8 protein-coding genes and 1 pseudogene are annotated in these 15,377 nt (G+C 51.0%); 5 read left to right on the top strand and 4 right to left on the bottom strand.

What is annotated here, in order from left to right; translation table 11 throughout:
* Positions 1-9 precede the first annotated feature (9 nt).
* Together HO274_RS04165 and HO274_RS04160 are read right to left on the bottom strand one after the other, a co-directional pair.
* Complete coding sequence (locus tag HO274_RS04165; protein ID WP_273122269.1) at positions 10-1,215, bottom strand: ISL3 family transposase; 1,206 nt, start codon at positions 1,213-1,215, stop codon at positions 10-12.
* 234 nt (positions 1,216-1,449) lie between these two features.
* A complete protein-coding gene (locus tag HO274_RS04160; RefSeq protein ID WP_273121680.1) occupies positions 1,450-2,052 on the bottom strand; it encodes a hypothetical protein in 603 nt (200 codons plus the stop codon).
* Positions 2,053-2,078: 26 nt separating this feature from the next.
* Between HO274_RS04160 and HO274_RS04155 the strand changes: the two are divergent.
* Together HO274_RS04155 and HO274_RS04150 are read left to right on the top strand one after the other, a co-directional pair.
* Positions 2,079-2,921, top strand: a pseudogene (locus HO274_RS04155) (IS66 family transposase).
* A 205-nt stretch (positions 2,922-3,126) separates the two neighbouring features.
* Positions 3,127-3,402 carry a hypothetical protein gene (locus HO274_RS04150; protein WP_062188439.1) on the top strand — a complete coding sequence of 92 codons (276 nt, stop codon included), beginning with the start codon at positions 3,127-3,129 and terminating at the stop codon, positions 3,400-3,402.
* A gap of 35 nt (positions 3,403-3,437) precedes the next feature.
* Here HO274_RS04150 and HO274_RS04145 read toward each other — a convergent pair whose 3' ends face one another.
* Complete coding sequence (locus HO274_RS04145; protein ID WP_062188438.1) at positions 3,438-4,082, bottom strand: hypothetical protein; 645 nt, start codon at positions 4,080-4,082, stop codon at positions 3,438-3,440.
* Between the two features lie 404 nt (positions 4,083-4,486).
* Here HO274_RS04145 and HO274_RS04140 point away from each other — a divergent pair, with 404 nt between their 5' ends.
* Positions 4,487-4,642, top strand: a complete 156-nt coding sequence (locus tag HO274_RS04140; RefSeq protein WP_160171574.1) for a hypothetical protein — start codon at positions 4,487-4,489, stop codon at positions 4,640-4,642.
* Positions 4,643-5,977: 1,335 nt separating this feature from the next.
* On the opposite strand, the gene tnpA is transcribed toward HO274_RS04140, so the two are convergent.
* The gene (tnpA, locus tag HO274_RS04135) at positions 5,978-6,271 is read right to left on the bottom strand and encodes an IS66 family insertion sequence element accessory protein TnpA (RefSeq protein WP_031599129.1); all 294 of its coding nucleotides are present in this window, start codon (positions 6,269-6,271) and stop codon (positions 5,978-5,980) included.
* Positions 6,272-6,433: 162 nt separating this feature from the next.
* On the opposite strand from tnpA, the gene HO274_RS04130 reads away from it, so the two are divergent.
* The gene (locus tag HO274_RS04130) at positions 6,434-10,159 is read left to right on the top strand and encodes an SIR2 family NAD-dependent protein deacylase (protein WP_273121676.1); all 3,726 of its coding nucleotides are present in this window, start codon (positions 6,434-6,436) and stop codon (positions 10,157-10,159) included.
* Between the two features lie 252 nt (positions 10,160-10,411).
* Positions 10,412-15,346 carry a DEAD/DEAH box helicase gene (locus HO274_RS04125; RefSeq protein ID WP_273121674.1) on the top strand — a complete coding sequence of 1,645 codons (4,935 nt, stop codon included), beginning with the start codon at positions 10,412-10,414 and terminating at the stop codon, positions 15,344-15,346.
* The last annotated feature ends 31 nt before the right edge of the window (positions 15,347-15,377 follow it).

Below are 15,377 nucleotides of genomic sequence, written 5' to 3'. Positions count from 1 at the left end.
AAATTGGCTCTATGTGAAATACAGTGGGTAACTGAATTTCAGTTTGCCGCACAAAAAGTAAATCATGTTGATGAAATTTCCAGTATTGCGGTAGCCCCTGGCGCGTCTTTTTGCTAGTTGAACCTTGCTGTTGATTCCTTCCAGGATGCCGTTGGTGATGCGCGATTCTACAAAATGAATGATGCCGGACCAATGCCCCCTGACCATTTTTGAGAAGGCCATAAAGGCGGGGATTTTAGCCTCTTCTACCTCGTTACACCAGTTGGTCAGAAACGTGGTTGCAGCCGCTTTGTTGGGCATTTCCCACAGATCATTGAACAGCACTTTCAACCTATAGGCTTTGCCCAGATTGGGATAAAGTTCGATCATTTCTGATAGTGATTGTTCTTGTTTGTCTGATAAGTTTTGTCGGTTTCTCAGGAACGTGTACTTGTGCCCTTTTAATTCCTCATGCTCAATCCGTTCAACTCTGCGTACCTTATCCATTGCTTCATTGAGCAATTTGACGACATGAAACCGATCAAAAGTGATGGCCGCAGCTGGGAAGGATTCCGCAGCACCGGCAATGAACGCTGGCGACAGATCCATACTGAGCTGCGTAATCTGCTCCTTTGGCGCACCCTTGGATTCAAGGTGTTGCTGAATGTTCTTCAAGGTTTCTTTGCCTTTACCCTCACACGCATGAATGACGCGAGCGGTCTCCAGATCGACGCCTAACGTGACGTATTTATGACCTTTACGTGATGAGGTCTCATCCACACCAAGCCGGGTGATTGAGGACGGATCATCTGCATCGCGTGCTTGAGCAATCCAGTGATTGAACACCGCCCATACTCGTTGTGGGTTAACTCCCAATATTTCGGCCACCCGATTCACCGGCATTTCGCGTTCGATTAACGCCATGGCAAATGCCTCAAACAACAGCGTAAATCCACTGCCGGGGCGGGACCATGGCACATCAACCGTCAACACCTTCCCATCGGTTGTCTTGATGCGCGGCACACCACAATGCAAAAAACAGTGGTGCTCAAAGAAGTTCAAATGTTGCCACTCACGCCCCACCTTATCGTGCACAGGGCAAGCAGTACCCGTCTCATCCGGAAAGCGCGAACCACGAACAAAACCAATATACAGATGAAGTTCTTTGCGATTGGATTCATCGGCAGAAAACGAAATATCGTCCACTTGCCAAGGCGATTGCAGGCCAAGCGCCATGCTAAATAAAGTTGTAACTGCTCGCCCCTGCAAAAATAATTGAAAAAGTGCTTGACAGGTTTTTGGGTGCTCAAGGCGAGCAGTTGACGACTTGGGCATATTTGCCACAGCAGTGCAGTTTTAAGCGCCGCCAATTGATGTAAATTTTGATTTGGTCAATTCGGGTTGTTTTTTCAAAAATAATTGACTTAAGGCACCTTAAAATCGGTCGAAAAAACGCATGTTATCATTCTGTTATTCAAAATGATGGCGTGAAAAATGGCAAGTCTGGATAAGACCTCGGTACGTAGCCAGGTAGAAAAAGTCAGGAAGGATTTTGAGCAACTTCGCTCTGACGGCAAAGTTTCGCCCGAAGTTCAGGCAATCATGAGCAGCATGCTCATGATTGTCGAACTTATCCTTGCCATTTTTTTGGAGCGAACCACCAAGAAGAATAGCGCTAACTCCAGCATTCCTCCCTCGCAAACCGACAAGGACAATTCGTCGCTCACCGATCCGGGCAGCAAGGGCAAAGGTAAGAAGGCCGACGGTGAAACGGTGAAGAATCGGCGCACAATCGAAACACTGACCATCGTACCGGTCGATTACTGTGATAAGTGCGGTGCCGATCTGAGGCAGGTTGGTTGCACCCATGAGCGCCGCACCAAGATCGACATCATATTCGAGAAAGTCGTCGAACATGTGGAAGTGGAGATCAAGCAGTGCCCCTCCTGCGAACGAGTTATCAAAGGCAAATTCCCGGTGGACATGCCCGGCCCGTTGCAATATGGTCTGGGTGTGCAGGCGTTTATCATCAACCTGCTGGCCTGCCAGATGGTTGCGCTCAAACGCGCGCAAAGCCTTTGGTTTACTCCATCATTGATGTGGTCATCGCCGAAGCCACTATGTTGCAGTTCATTCTGCGTTTGCATGCCGCATTGGAAAACTGGGAGGTACGGGCAACCGAAAAGTTATTACTGGAAGCGGTCATGCATGTCGATGAAACCTCGTTACGCGTCGACAAGACAAATTACTGGATTCATGTGCATTCGGCGGGTGGCATCACCCTGAAAAAAATTGCACCGAAAGCGGGGGTATAAAGGCCATGGAAGAAAATGATATTATCCCGCGATATATGGGCAAAAGCCTTTATCCATGATTGCTGGGCATCCTATTTCAGTTACTCAAACTGCGGGCATGGCCTATGCGGTTCGCACCTGTTGAGAGAACTGACTTTCGTGGTGGAGACCAATCGTTATCGATGGGCGCGCCGGATGAAACGCCTGCTGCAGGCCACCTACAAGCGCGTTTCTGATTGCGAGAAGAAATGCCTTGATGATAGGGAATATGCCCGATTGCTAAAATGCTATCGAAAAATTCTGGAACTGGGCACCTTGGAAATGCCTGCTATTCCAGATAAGCCAGCAGGAAAACGCGGTAGAATCGCCAAGTCGGACGCGCATAATTTGCTGGAGCGACTGCAAAAACATGAGGCTTCCGTATTGCTCTTCGCCAGAGACCCACTGGTACCGTTCACCAATAATCGCGGTGAACGCGACTTGAGAATGAGCAAGGTCAAGCAAAAGGTGTCTGGCTGCTTCCGCTCTGAAATCTATGCCCATGCCTATTGCCGCATCACCAGTTACCTGCAAACCATGGCTTACAAAGGGGTCAATCCCATGATTGCCATTCAAATGGCTTTGGCTGGTGAATTAGGGGGCGAGTAGTTACATAAAGTTGTACTATTCATGACGGAATTATCGCACCACCCACTACAAATCACATAGAGCCAAAAAATTGTTTGGGGACTGAAGACACACGCCCCCGCCATGGGGAGATCATTTGTTTTTTGAAATTTTTTGCAACCTTGACAATTCGCAACTGTTACGATATGACGAATCCGTTACAGTTGCGAAAAAAAAGGAGACTGACATGGATTCAGTCACTGTTACAAAAAAGAAGCCGGGGCGACCGACAAAATCAACGGATGGAGTGGCAATGCCTCCACGACTCCGCCAGAGGTTGTATCGACAACGAAAACGACTCGCGACTACTGAGGCCATCGGAAATGAGAAAACCGCGTCTACAGGTGTGTTGATCGGTTTGCTCGAAAGTCTCGCAAAAAATGATGCCCAATACTCCAATGCTGGCATCAAAAGAATTCTGATTGAATTATGTAACCGTTACGAATTAATCAGAGACCAATGATCTTCCCAGTGGGGGGGTGGTGAATCCCATTCATTTCAACCACGAAGCCGCCGGACATACCGGAGTTTTGCTGGCAAGGTTGGAGCAGTTTTCAGAGAAGCTCTGACGACTTCGGCACGGTACAACGAGGCCAGCTTCCCGATCTGCGATCTGGCGCCGTAAAAACCGCAGCCCTGACCAAAAAACGCAAGGGCGATGGTTCGACTCATTGACGCAGGGCTCCTTGACCGCACGGCTGCTATGATGGCTTCTCGATGCTCGTTGTACTTGGTCGAGGTGTAGCGCCATGTCATACGCGGTTTTGGAGCATCTTTTTTGGTCAGCAGGACAAGTTCGAAATCGTCACACCGGACGCGGTCTTTCCTCGCGTTTTTCAAAGTCTCCAGATCACGGGCGGCATGTTCCCCGTTCTCGGATACGAACAGCCACCACAGAACCAGATCGTCAAATTTTTTCCAGAGGATCAACTTCGCATTGCCGAGTCCTTTCCGTTGTCGGTAGGCGCGCGAGTTCTTGTCAGCGTCGACCTGATAATTTATGCGAAACTTGTCCACCAGGCGAGGTAGTTTTTCTGCGCTGATCGAGCCGTCACAGTACAACGGGTAACCCCGCGTGACCCCATCAGAAATCCGTTGCATGGCAACTTCTTTTTTATCATATACAGGAATGGCATGCCTCATGGGAGGGTTCTCCAAGCCGGACACACCACCGACTATTGCAAGTATTTATAACATGCTGATTGTATGAGAATTATACCATATCATGCAATATAAAAACCCCGGAGATCATCCGGGGTTTATTGTGCCGATTATGGCTGCCAACATTGTGGCATCTGTGCATTCTGGAACAATGCGTTCACAGGATATTGTTTTGCATGAAGGGGTAACCTCATGCTGACACGTATTTATTTTTCCGTGATATAAACCCCGGAGATCATCCGGGGTTTATTGTGCCAATTAAGCCGCGTATGCTTTCTGCATTATGGACAATGTGTTCATAGGTATTGCTTTTCATGATTGTGTAAATTTGTTGACTTTGGATTTTGTGTGGGGTAGAGTACGAACCACGCTGTTAGGTTTTACTGATGGCACCTTCAGATGTGCGTTTGCTCACGACGCATAACAATTCAGGAAGGACGGCGTGGCATCGCAAGTTTTTAAGCAAAGCGGCTTGGCAAGGTAAGGCACGGCTTGGCGAGGCATGGCGCGGCAAGGCGAGGGTTGAGCAAAGAACGGGCTAGTTTATTCTGGCCCGTTTTTATTTTCCGTGAAAAAAAACCGGCCCACAAGGGGCCGGTATGCGTTTAGGACTTATCCAGTCCAGCAGTTTTATGACATGCCGGTCGATCAATGGGCAGAAGCCCTCTATTTATTGGGTTATGGTTAATAAATGCCTGTTCCAGAGGCTCCAAACTATCGCAAATCTCAACAACATCCGGTGCCAACCGGATTACGGAACCGCGCCAACGGCCCCGTGAGTTACAACACACCCTGCCAAGGGTTTCAACATACAATTTCGACTGCTCCCAGCTTTCGATCCATGAACAAAACAGCAAGTCTGCCCATGAAACCTGCCCCAACCAATCCTCCGGTCTGGCACTACTCACCAAGTCTCCCCCGCGTAGCCTGAACAGGTGCCACCCCATCCAATAGCCTTAGCGGTTCCCACATTAGTTACCAAAGTCACGACCTTAGCCTGCTGGCTCCAGTTACAAGATTTTCTATGGGATCTTCCCATTCGCCCACCGTCGAACTGCAACGGTCAGGTTTTCAGCGACCCAGGATTCCAAGACGGTTCGCTTACTCCATGCAACCTTCGTCACCAACTTGCTTGCCACCCCTACGGGGTGGTACAGGCATAATCCAGTCACCCAACGCATCGCATCAGTCAGATTTCTCTGCTGGGATGCCTCTGTTTCATTACACCAAAGCTATCAACGATCCCCATAGCTTACGCTACAAGGTACCGGCCAAATCCACTCTCGCTCATTGGCCCTGATACGGTTTCCCGTACCCTCAGAAGTGTTGGTGTGGGTCACAGGTTCAACGGTCATCCGCTGCCCCTGGTCGGTAATGACGACAGGCCAACTGCCCTGTCTCCCGATCCTTTAATAACGAACCTTTCTGGTTTCTCCCGATAGTCTGGAAATCCCCCATGAGGCCCTGTCTGTGTCGCCCAAGCCTGTTCAAGGCCGGAATGGAGTCGAAGCGATAAAATCGCAGCGCCCCGTTGCATGCCGCACCAGCTCCACTACGAGCATGCGGCTTCCGCAGTCTATCCTGCTGGCGCAGGATTCCCCGTCCGGGGGTGTATGTCATCGTGTCCGGGGTTGGCGCCCCAGAACACGGAAATGGCAGGTGTTCCGGGATTGGCGTTCCCCATGCGACAGGGGAATCCTACCACCGGAACGACCTGTTTTATCGCCCTTGGAATCCTTCTTTATTTGGGTTGAATTCGCTCAGGTTTTTGATCCATGAATGGCCCGCCGAATCTCGGGATTGCTTTTATTTCGGAGCGGAATACAGCGTAGCCGGACCCGTGATTCTGGAAAGAACATCAGTTTCTGGTGAGGGTGTCACCACCACCCCATCCCCAGATCGAGTTTGAGTTCAAGGGTTCCTGTCTGGCGTTGAGGTTCGGAAACATGCAGCGTACCCAGATCCATAAACCCTACGGGTTGCATCTGGCTGATGGCGTGGGAAGTCAGATTGCGAAATACCCCTTGCCAGCGCATCAATCGGGATGGATTTAATCCCTTATCCCGACAGAAGTTCTTGCAGTTCTGACCACTGGACAGAAACTCGGACACGAACCCCTGCCAATCCTGCCTGCTGTGGCGAAATCTCCTGCCACCTCGCTTGGTTTCCATACTCGCTCTCCCGTGTCATAATCTGGAGGAGAGTATGCGGAAAAATTATCCGGGAAAATACAACGCCGCTTAATTACCACGTACCCTGTGCCGGATGCCGGAAATCCGGATACTTCAGACATAGGACACTATGGCTGGTATAGTCGCAGAATATGACAAAGGGTGCCGCACCATCTGCAAATTCTACCAGTGAAAACAATGCATGAGTTAAGCGATCTTTCCGACTATCCTGCCATCAAAAAGTTGGCATCAGCACTGCATCAGTTTGATGGCAACCAACATGGCGCGGCCATCATGATTGGCGCAGGCTTTAGTCGTAGCGCGGCGCGTCACGTCGGTGGTGAGAAAAAGATGCCGCTTTGGTACGAATTCAGCAAAAAACTAGCAACGGAACTCAATCCCAACGGCGATGATTTGAGTTTTTCAGACCCTTTGCGCATTGCCGAAGAATACCGCGCGTACTTTGGGCAGGCAGCACTGAATGCCCGAATTCGAGATGAAATCGATGATGACGCATGGCGAACTGGCGATATATACCTGTCGCTGCTGAAATTGCCGTGGTCAGAAATCATGACCACAAATTGGGACACATTGTTGGAGCGTGCTGCCAAGGATGTTCACGGCCCTTATTACACCACTGTTACCAAGCCATCTGATTTTACGTGGGCACCATCGCCACGTATCGTTAAACTCCACGGCACGATAGGTACGACTGACACCTTCATCGCGGCGCAAGAGGACTACCGCACCTACCCAGAGAAGTTTGCCCCGTTCGTCAATTTTGCACGGCAGGTATTTATCGAAAATGAACTTTGCCTACTGGGGTTCTCGGGTGACGACCCAAATTTCTTGCATTGGGCGGGTTGGGTACGAGATCACCTGGCTGGACATGCCAGAAAAATATATTTGGTTGGGGCATTGAAGTTGACAGCAGCGAGGCGCAAGTATTTGGAGTCCATCAACATCGCGCCGATTGATTTGTGGGATGCGGTGAAACATGTTGATGACCGTGATCTTAGGCATCAGATGGCGACAGGATTGTTTTTGAAAGCGATGATGGATGAGGGCAATTCCAAGGTAGAACCCCATACCTGGACGCCAAGTAATTTGGGCTCACAGCAAGTTACTCATGATAACTTGATCCGTCAACGCAAAGAACCCGAATACGCTGCCACATTACTAAAGCAAGAATTGGAAACATTGCAAAATGATCGCGAATCCTATCCGGGTTGGTTGGTATGTCCGCCGACGCTACGGTGGCGGGTGCAGAATCAACTGAGCAACCCATACCCCAATGCTGAAAATATCGCCGCTCTTGCACCCGATGATCGCGCCAAACTCCTTTACGAAATCGCATGGCGGCACAGCATTACTTTTGAATATATTTCCTCTTGGCTGGCGGAGGCACTTTTCCAAGTTTGCAATCCAGATGAGCCATGCGGCCTGAACAAACGCCAGCAAATGGAAATTGTTTTGGTGTTGCTCAAAAACAGTTGCTGGCTAGTTGCAGACGATGAAGTAGGAAAACAGGTAATTCAAGAACGCGTAAAAGTCTTGGTCGCCATGCTGGAAAAACACGCGCAGTATTTGCCAGACTGCGCTGCTGAAATTGCTTATCACCAAGTTCTTACGGCGCGTGATGAACTGAACTATGTGGGCATGGAGGCATTGGTTGAAAAGATTGCTGGCGAAGATCCGGTTTGGAAACTCAGGCAAGCCGCACTGCTGATGGAGTTGGGACGGTTTGACGAAGGAAAAATGCTCATCGCGAACGCTTACGGTGAGTTACGAGAAAACCATCGCCGTGATCGCTATTCCATCCCTATCCTGTCACGCTTGGTGTGGGCGCATTGGTTATTGATCGCAGCTCATAGAAGTGAATCCAATCAGATACCCGAGGAACTTCCAGCTTTCGTTGAAAGCAATTATCAAAAATGGAAATGCGACCCTTGGGATTGGATCGAAAAAATTCAAGAGGAAGCTAGCAAGCAACAAAAGGAGTACCTCCAAAACAAGAATCCCATCGAACCTTCGTTTGAACAAGGTCACTATCGGGATAACTCAAGACAGCGCTCATTCAGCAACGAAATATCCGAGTTATTACAATTAGATGGATTGGCCAGAAGTGTGGGTATTCCCTTGCGTTCAGGCGGAGTTATTATGAATGTCAATCCGCTTGCAGGGAGTGTCGATAAATTGGTGCTGTCTGGTGGCACCGGTGTTGAGTTATGGGATTATACCTTGGCGATTCGCGCAGCCAGCGATGAAAACTCCCCATCGATCAAAGGTGCATTTACGCGCATCGGTGTGGCGTGTGCATCAAAAGAGGTTGTGGATACCTTGGTCGACCGCATCTTGCTTGCAATTGGCTACTGGCGAGAAAAACGCAACAAGGGAACCTCAGATCAACAAGGCTATGTGCTATCTGCCCTTCGTGTGCTGATAGAAGTTCTGGCGCGTCTCGTCGTTCGCGAGTCGCCTGACAAAGCAGGAAAAATATTCCGGTTGGCTATATCGCTGGGGCAACAGCAAGATTTGCAACATTATTGGTTGTTTGATGTCTTCGATCACCTACTGACCCATTCGCAAAAAAGTATCCCAGAATCAGAACAGGGAAAATTACTGGCGGATGCATTAGCGTTTCCCTTGCAAAGCGAGATGGCGGTGAACAGGGATTTCCCTCGTTTCCCAAATCCCGTTATCAATCACCCCGACGAACGTGAAACATACCCCGGCATCGAAAGGCGGGTTGGCGAGTTGATAGAAGCAGTGACGCCAGGCGGCTCGGTTTCAAGCACTGCCGCCTTGTTAAGGCTTTTACCTTTGGTTGAAAAAGAAGGATTTCTCACGCAGATTGAGCGTGGCAACTTAGCAAGCGTACTTTGGGGTAGTGCGCCCACCTACCAGGTTTTTCCTAATACAGGTCTACTCCCTCATGCCTTACTCCTTCTGCCTACACTAGATGCAGGACAGGTCAAGGCGCTGGTCTGTCGTCATTTGTATGAGCATGGTGAAGAGGTTTTGACAGATACTCAGGAAAAACTACAGTCTTATCTATCACCGAAAATTCACCGAGCCATCGTGATTTATAAAGGTATGGCGAATGCCGCTGCCAATGAGACAACGCGCCTGCTACCAACACAAGACCAGGCATTAGCCTTGTTTGATCGTTTGGTGGTGTGGCGACCACAAATAGAACAAGATGTTTTTTTTGGCGCTATTGCCGATAGCTATCGGAAACAATTAATACAAAGCATCAGCAACGCACTTTCCTATGCGATTGCGCCTGTACTGTCTAATGAGGCGAAAACCGCTGAGCGATTTGAACAATTGAAGGCGTTTTATGAAGAGATCGAAGGGGCATTCTTCGTGATACCTGCCTTAGTTTATTTTTCACATATTAATGAATACATTGCGACCGATGTTAAAAACATTATCCGAAATGCATTACAAGGCCGTGATGCAACTGAGGTGAGTTATGCAGCGATTGCTTTGCAGAAATGGATGGGGCTATTCGAGGCGGAAAGTTCATTACAACTCAGCAGTCTGATTTCAAGACTGATCGCCATTATCGAATCAGGTCGCACCGTGGGATTGCAACAGTTACTATTGGTTGCAGGTGAACTTTTCAAAAATAAACAGTTATCCGAAGAGCAAGTAATAACACTGATAGATGCCATACAGAACGCCTTTAACGCAGCAAACTACATCAACATAGAACCCAACGGCCAAGAAGCAATTAGTGTGTCCGGTATTCGAGAGGCATGTGCGAAATTGGCTAATACACTTGTCAGCCAACATCCAAACGATCTCGCCCTTCTAGGTTTGCTTAAAGAATCCAAAACGGATGCTCTTCCAGAGGTGCGTTTTGCGATTGATCGAAATTAACCTTGAATTGCTCGGGCCCAGTTAGACATTTCAGCCATTTGCATTTCCTATTCCAGTCCGCCTGCTTCGGCGATCTCGATCAAGGTTGGAATATTGGAAAATCCCAACAATATTGTAACTTCCCAGTAGAGGAACCTTTTTCTTTCCGGCCACTCGCTCTACAGCCACAAGCGTCCATGATTCCATCCAGAGGCACCAAAATTGAAAATTGTAGAGTAGGATGGTGGTTTTGCGTTTTTCGAGGATTGCCTTGTGTCTGCACTGTCTTCCCTGCTGGATGCCTACCACCAGATTGCCCAGACCCAGCGCGAGAAGGGGACCTACTTTGAAGACCTGATCCTCTGTTACCTCAAGAACGAACCCAAATACCGCGACCTGTACGAAAGCGCCTGGACCTACTCCGACTGGGCCCGATTGCAGGGGATCAACGCGCAGGATGCCGGGATCGACCTGGTGGCCGAGGTTCGGGGAACCGGGGAATTCCACGCCATCCAGTGCAAGTTGTACGCCCCGGATTATGTCCTGCGCAAGGAAGACATCGACAGTTTCATGACGGCTTCGGGTAAAATCGCTTTTACCCACCGCCTGATCTTCAGCACCTGCCTGCACTGGTCCCACCATGCGGAAAGCGCCATCGAGGGCCAGACCATTCCGGTCAGCCGGATTGACCTGTATGACCTAGAAACCAGCGCGATTGACTGGGCGCGGTATCAACCCAAGCAAGCTCCTCCCCTGCGCCCCAAAAAATCCCTGATGCCGCACCAGAAGGAAGCAGTGCGAAATGTACTTCACGGCCTGCACCAGGCCGACCGGGGCAAACTCATCATGGCCTGCGGGACGGGCAAAACCTTTACCAGCCTCAAGATTGCCGAGTCTCTGGTCGGTCCCGGAAAGCAGGTTCTGTTTCTGGTGCCCAGCCTCGCCCTGCTGTCCCAGAGTTTGACGGATTGGACCCAGGAGAGTGAGGTCCCTCTGCATAGTTTTGCCGTTTGTTCCGATTCCGATGTGGGTAAGAAGGGTAAACGCAAGGAAGAAGACCGGGTGGAAACCCTGGTGCATGAACTGCGCTACCCGGCCACCACGGATGCCGCAAAACTGGCCAGTGCTGTTTTCAGACGCCGGGGGGATGAGGGTATGACGGTGATCTTCGGTACTTATCACTCGATTGAAGTCGTTCACCAGGCCCAGAAGCATCACGGATTGCCCGCCTTTGACCTGATCGTGTGTGATGAAGCCCACCGCACCACGGGGGCCACCTTTGATGACGAGGATGAAAGCGCTTTTGTCCGGGTGCATAACCAGGACGATCTGAACGCCACCAAGCGGCTTTACATGACCGCCACCCCACGGGTCTATGGCAACAACGCCAAGGTCAGGGCGGAGACAGACAATGTGGTGCTCTGCTCCATGGATGACGATGCCTTGTATGGCAAGGATTTGCATGTCATCACCTTTTCAACGGCAGTTCAACTGGGGCTGCTGGTGGATTACAAGGTCATCGTGCTGGCCGTGGAGGAAGCCCATGTCAGCCGTCGTCTGCAAGAACTGCTCAAGGATGAAAACAATCAGCTCAAGGTGGACGATGCCGCCCGTATCGTCGGCTGCTGGAAGGCCCTGTCCAAGCAGGGCATGACCGAGGATGACCGGTCGCCCATGCGTCGCGCCGTGGCCTTCTGCCAGGTCATCGAACGGGCCAAGGAGGGCAAGGTTCACAAGGTCAGTTCCAAACAGATCGCCGGCATGTTCCAGTCGGTGGTGGAAGCCTATCAGGAGCAGGAGGAATTCGAGACCGAGGCCCGTCTGATTTGCGAAGCCGAGCATGTGGACGGGAGCATGAATGCCGGCGAGAAGGAAGCCAAACTGGTCTGGCTCAAGGAACCGTCCCCGGACAACACCTGCCGGATTCTCAGCAATGTGCGCTGTCTGTCCGAAGGGGTAGATGTCCCGGCTCTGGATGCGGTGCTGTTCCTCACCCCACGCAATTCCCAGGTGGACGTAGTGCAGTCCGTGGGGCGCGTGATGCGTAACGCCCCCGGCAAGAAACTGGGTTATGTCATCCTGCCCGTGGTGATCCCGGTGGGCGTGGAACCCCATGAAGCCCTGAACGACAACAAGACCTATGCGGTGGTGTGGCAGGTCTTGCAGGCCCTGCGCTCCCACGATGACCGGTTTGATGCCATGGTCAACAAACTGGATTTGAATGGTCGTGACCCGCGCAAGATGGAAGTCATCGCCATCACCGACAAAATCCAAAGGCAAGCGGCCAAAACCAAGGACAAAATCACCAAGCCTCGCGGTCCATCCGGGCGGGGCAGACATGGGATTGGTGAACCTGCGCCCATGCCTCCTTATCCGGTGCAGCAAGAAATACAGTTCGAGATTGGCGAGATCGAACGGGCCATTTACGCCAGACTGGTCCAGAAAGTCGGCAACCGCCACCACTGGGAAGACTGGGCCAATGACATTGCCAAAATTGCCAACACTCACATCGACCGCATCCGGGGAATCCTAGAGAACCCGGACAACAGGGAGGAGCAGACGGCCTTTGCCGCTTTTGCCACCGACCTGCGCCATAACCTGAACGACAGCATCAGCAATGACGAAATCATCGAGATGCTGGCCCAGCACCTCATCACCAAGCCGGTTTTTGATGCCTTGTTCGAGGGCTACAGTTTTGCCCGGCACAACCCCATCTCCCAGGCCATGCAGTCCGTGGTGGACATTCTGGAATCTCACCAGATCGGCAAGGAAGCCGACACCCTGCAAGCTTTCTATGACAGCGTGAAATTCCGGGCAGCAGGCATCGACAACGCCGCCGGAAAGCAGAAGATCGTGGTGGAACTCTACGACAAGTTCTTCCGCAACGCATTCCCCAGGATGTCCGAACGACTGGGTATTGTCTATACCCCGGTGGAAGTGGTGGACTTCATCATTCACAGTGTGAACCACATCCTCAAGGTGGAGTTCGATCAGACCCTGGGCAGTCCGGGGGTGCATATTCTGGACCCGTTCACGGGAACCGGGACCTTCATCACCCGGCTGCTCCAGAGTGGCCTGATTACCCCAGAAGAACTGCCCTACAAATACCAGAATGAGATCCACGCCAACGAGATCGTGCTGCTGGCCTACTACATTGCCGCCATTAACATTGAGGCGACTTACCACGGGATCGTCGGGGGAGAGTACAAACCCTTCGAGGGAATTTGTCTGACGGACACTTTCCAGCTCTACGAGAAGGAAGACCTAGGGGATGCCATGCTGGTCCAGAACAGCAACCGAAGAAGAAAACAGAGGAACCTCGATATCCGGGTGATCCTGGGAAATCCGCCATACTCTGTTGGACAGACCAGTGCCAACGATAACAATCAGAATGTAGGGTACCCCCATCTGGATACTCGTATTGCTAATACCTATGCGGCCAAGTCAGTGATGACTTCTGTAAAAAACCTGTACGACAGTTACATCCGGGCGATTCGCTGGGCCAGTGACCGGATTGGCGATAGTGGTGTGATTGGGTTTGTATCCGGTTCCGGGTTTGCGGAAAAACCAGCCATGGATGGGTTACGCAAATGTCTGGCCGAGGAATTTACCTGCATTCATGTGCTGAACTTGCGGGGAGATATCCGGAAAAACATGCTGAGTAAGGGACGAGCGCAAGAAGGACAGAATATTTTTGGAAGCGGCAGCATGACTGGTATTGCTGTGACCCTGTTCGTCAAAAACAAGGACGACGAACGGCGTGGTCAGATTTATTACCACAACATTGGTGATGGCCTGACCCGTGAGGAAAAACTGGGCAAACTCATCGAGTTTGGCAGTATTGCAGGGATCACTGAGCAACAACGGTGGCAAACCGTTACCCCGGACCAGCATGGGGACTGGCTCAACCAGCGCGATGACGGGTTCAGTCAGTATGTCGTGATGGGAGACAAAAAAAGCGCTGGCTTGAAATTGTTTGAAAACTTTTCATTGGGGGTTGCTACAGGGCGTGATGCTTGGTGCTACAACGCCTCCAGTGCCCATGTCGAAACCAACATGAGAAGCATGATTACGTTTTACAACGACGAGGTGGATCGGTTTGACAAAGCCCATCCAGGACTGGACAAGGCCGGGCGTGAAGCCAAGGTGGACGGGTTCATCAACGCTGATCCGGGGAAGATTAGTTGGACCCGCGCCTTGAAGCAGGATCTCGTCAAAGGAAAACGGTATTCCTATGATGACAACGCCTTGATCCAGAGCCTGTATCGTCCCTTTACCAAGCAGTGGCTCTATTTCAATCGCCGGTTCAACGAGATGGTGTACCAGATGCCACGGATTTTTCCAGACAGTGCAGCGGAAAACCGGGTGATCTGTGTGTCGGGCATTGGGGCAAGGAGTGGGTTTTCTGCGTTGATCGTGAATGCCTTACCAAATTTGCATACCCTGGATACAGGACAATGCTTCCCCCTGTACCTGTACGACGAGGGTGAACGGGTAGAGGAACCGGTTGTGTCCCGGATGGATAGCCTGTTTGGAGAATCACATCAGCCTGTGGCTCGTTCCCGCACCCGCCGTTATGCCCTTACCGATGAAGGGTTGGCGCATTTTGAGACAGCCTATCCGGGAGAGGCCATTTCCAAGGAGGATGTCTTCTACTACATCTATGGTCTGCTCCATTCTCCCGACTATCGTGCCAAGTACGCCGACAATCTGTCCAAGGAACTGCCCCGCATTCCCTGCGTGCCGGGAGCAGAGAAGTTTTGGGCGTTTTGTGAGGCAGGGCGACAACTGGCTGACCTGCACCTGAACTACGAAACTGTGGAGCTATATCCGGTGACCCTCACGGTTCACGGGGATGCGCCTCTGACCGATGCTGATTATCGCGTGGTCAAGATGCGTTACGGTAAGACTGGGAAGGAAAAAGACCTGACCACGATCCACTACAATGACCGGATTACGATTTCAGAGATTCCCTTGGAAGCCCATGAGTTCATCGTGAACGGAAAGCCTGCTCTGGACTGGGTAATGGAGCGCCAGTGCGTCAAGACCGACAAGGACAGCGGAATCGTGTCAGATGCCAATGACTGGGCCGTGGAAACCATGAAGAACCCGCGTTACCCCCTTGAGTTGGTCCAGAGGGTAGCGCGGGTGAGTTTGGAAACTGATAAAATCGTCAAAACGCTGGATCAATTATATGGAGCCAGATAGATGACTGAGACGAAATACAATCTGGATCAAT

Origin of the sequence: Ferrovum myxofaciens (assembly GCF_013181415.1) — a bacterium.
In the GTDB taxonomy this organism is placed as follows: domain Bacteria; phylum Pseudomonadota; class Gammaproteobacteria; order Burkholderiales; family Ferrovaceae; genus Ferrovum; species Ferrovum myxofaciens.
This window is presented reverse-complemented; position numbering and strand designations above follow the sequence as displayed.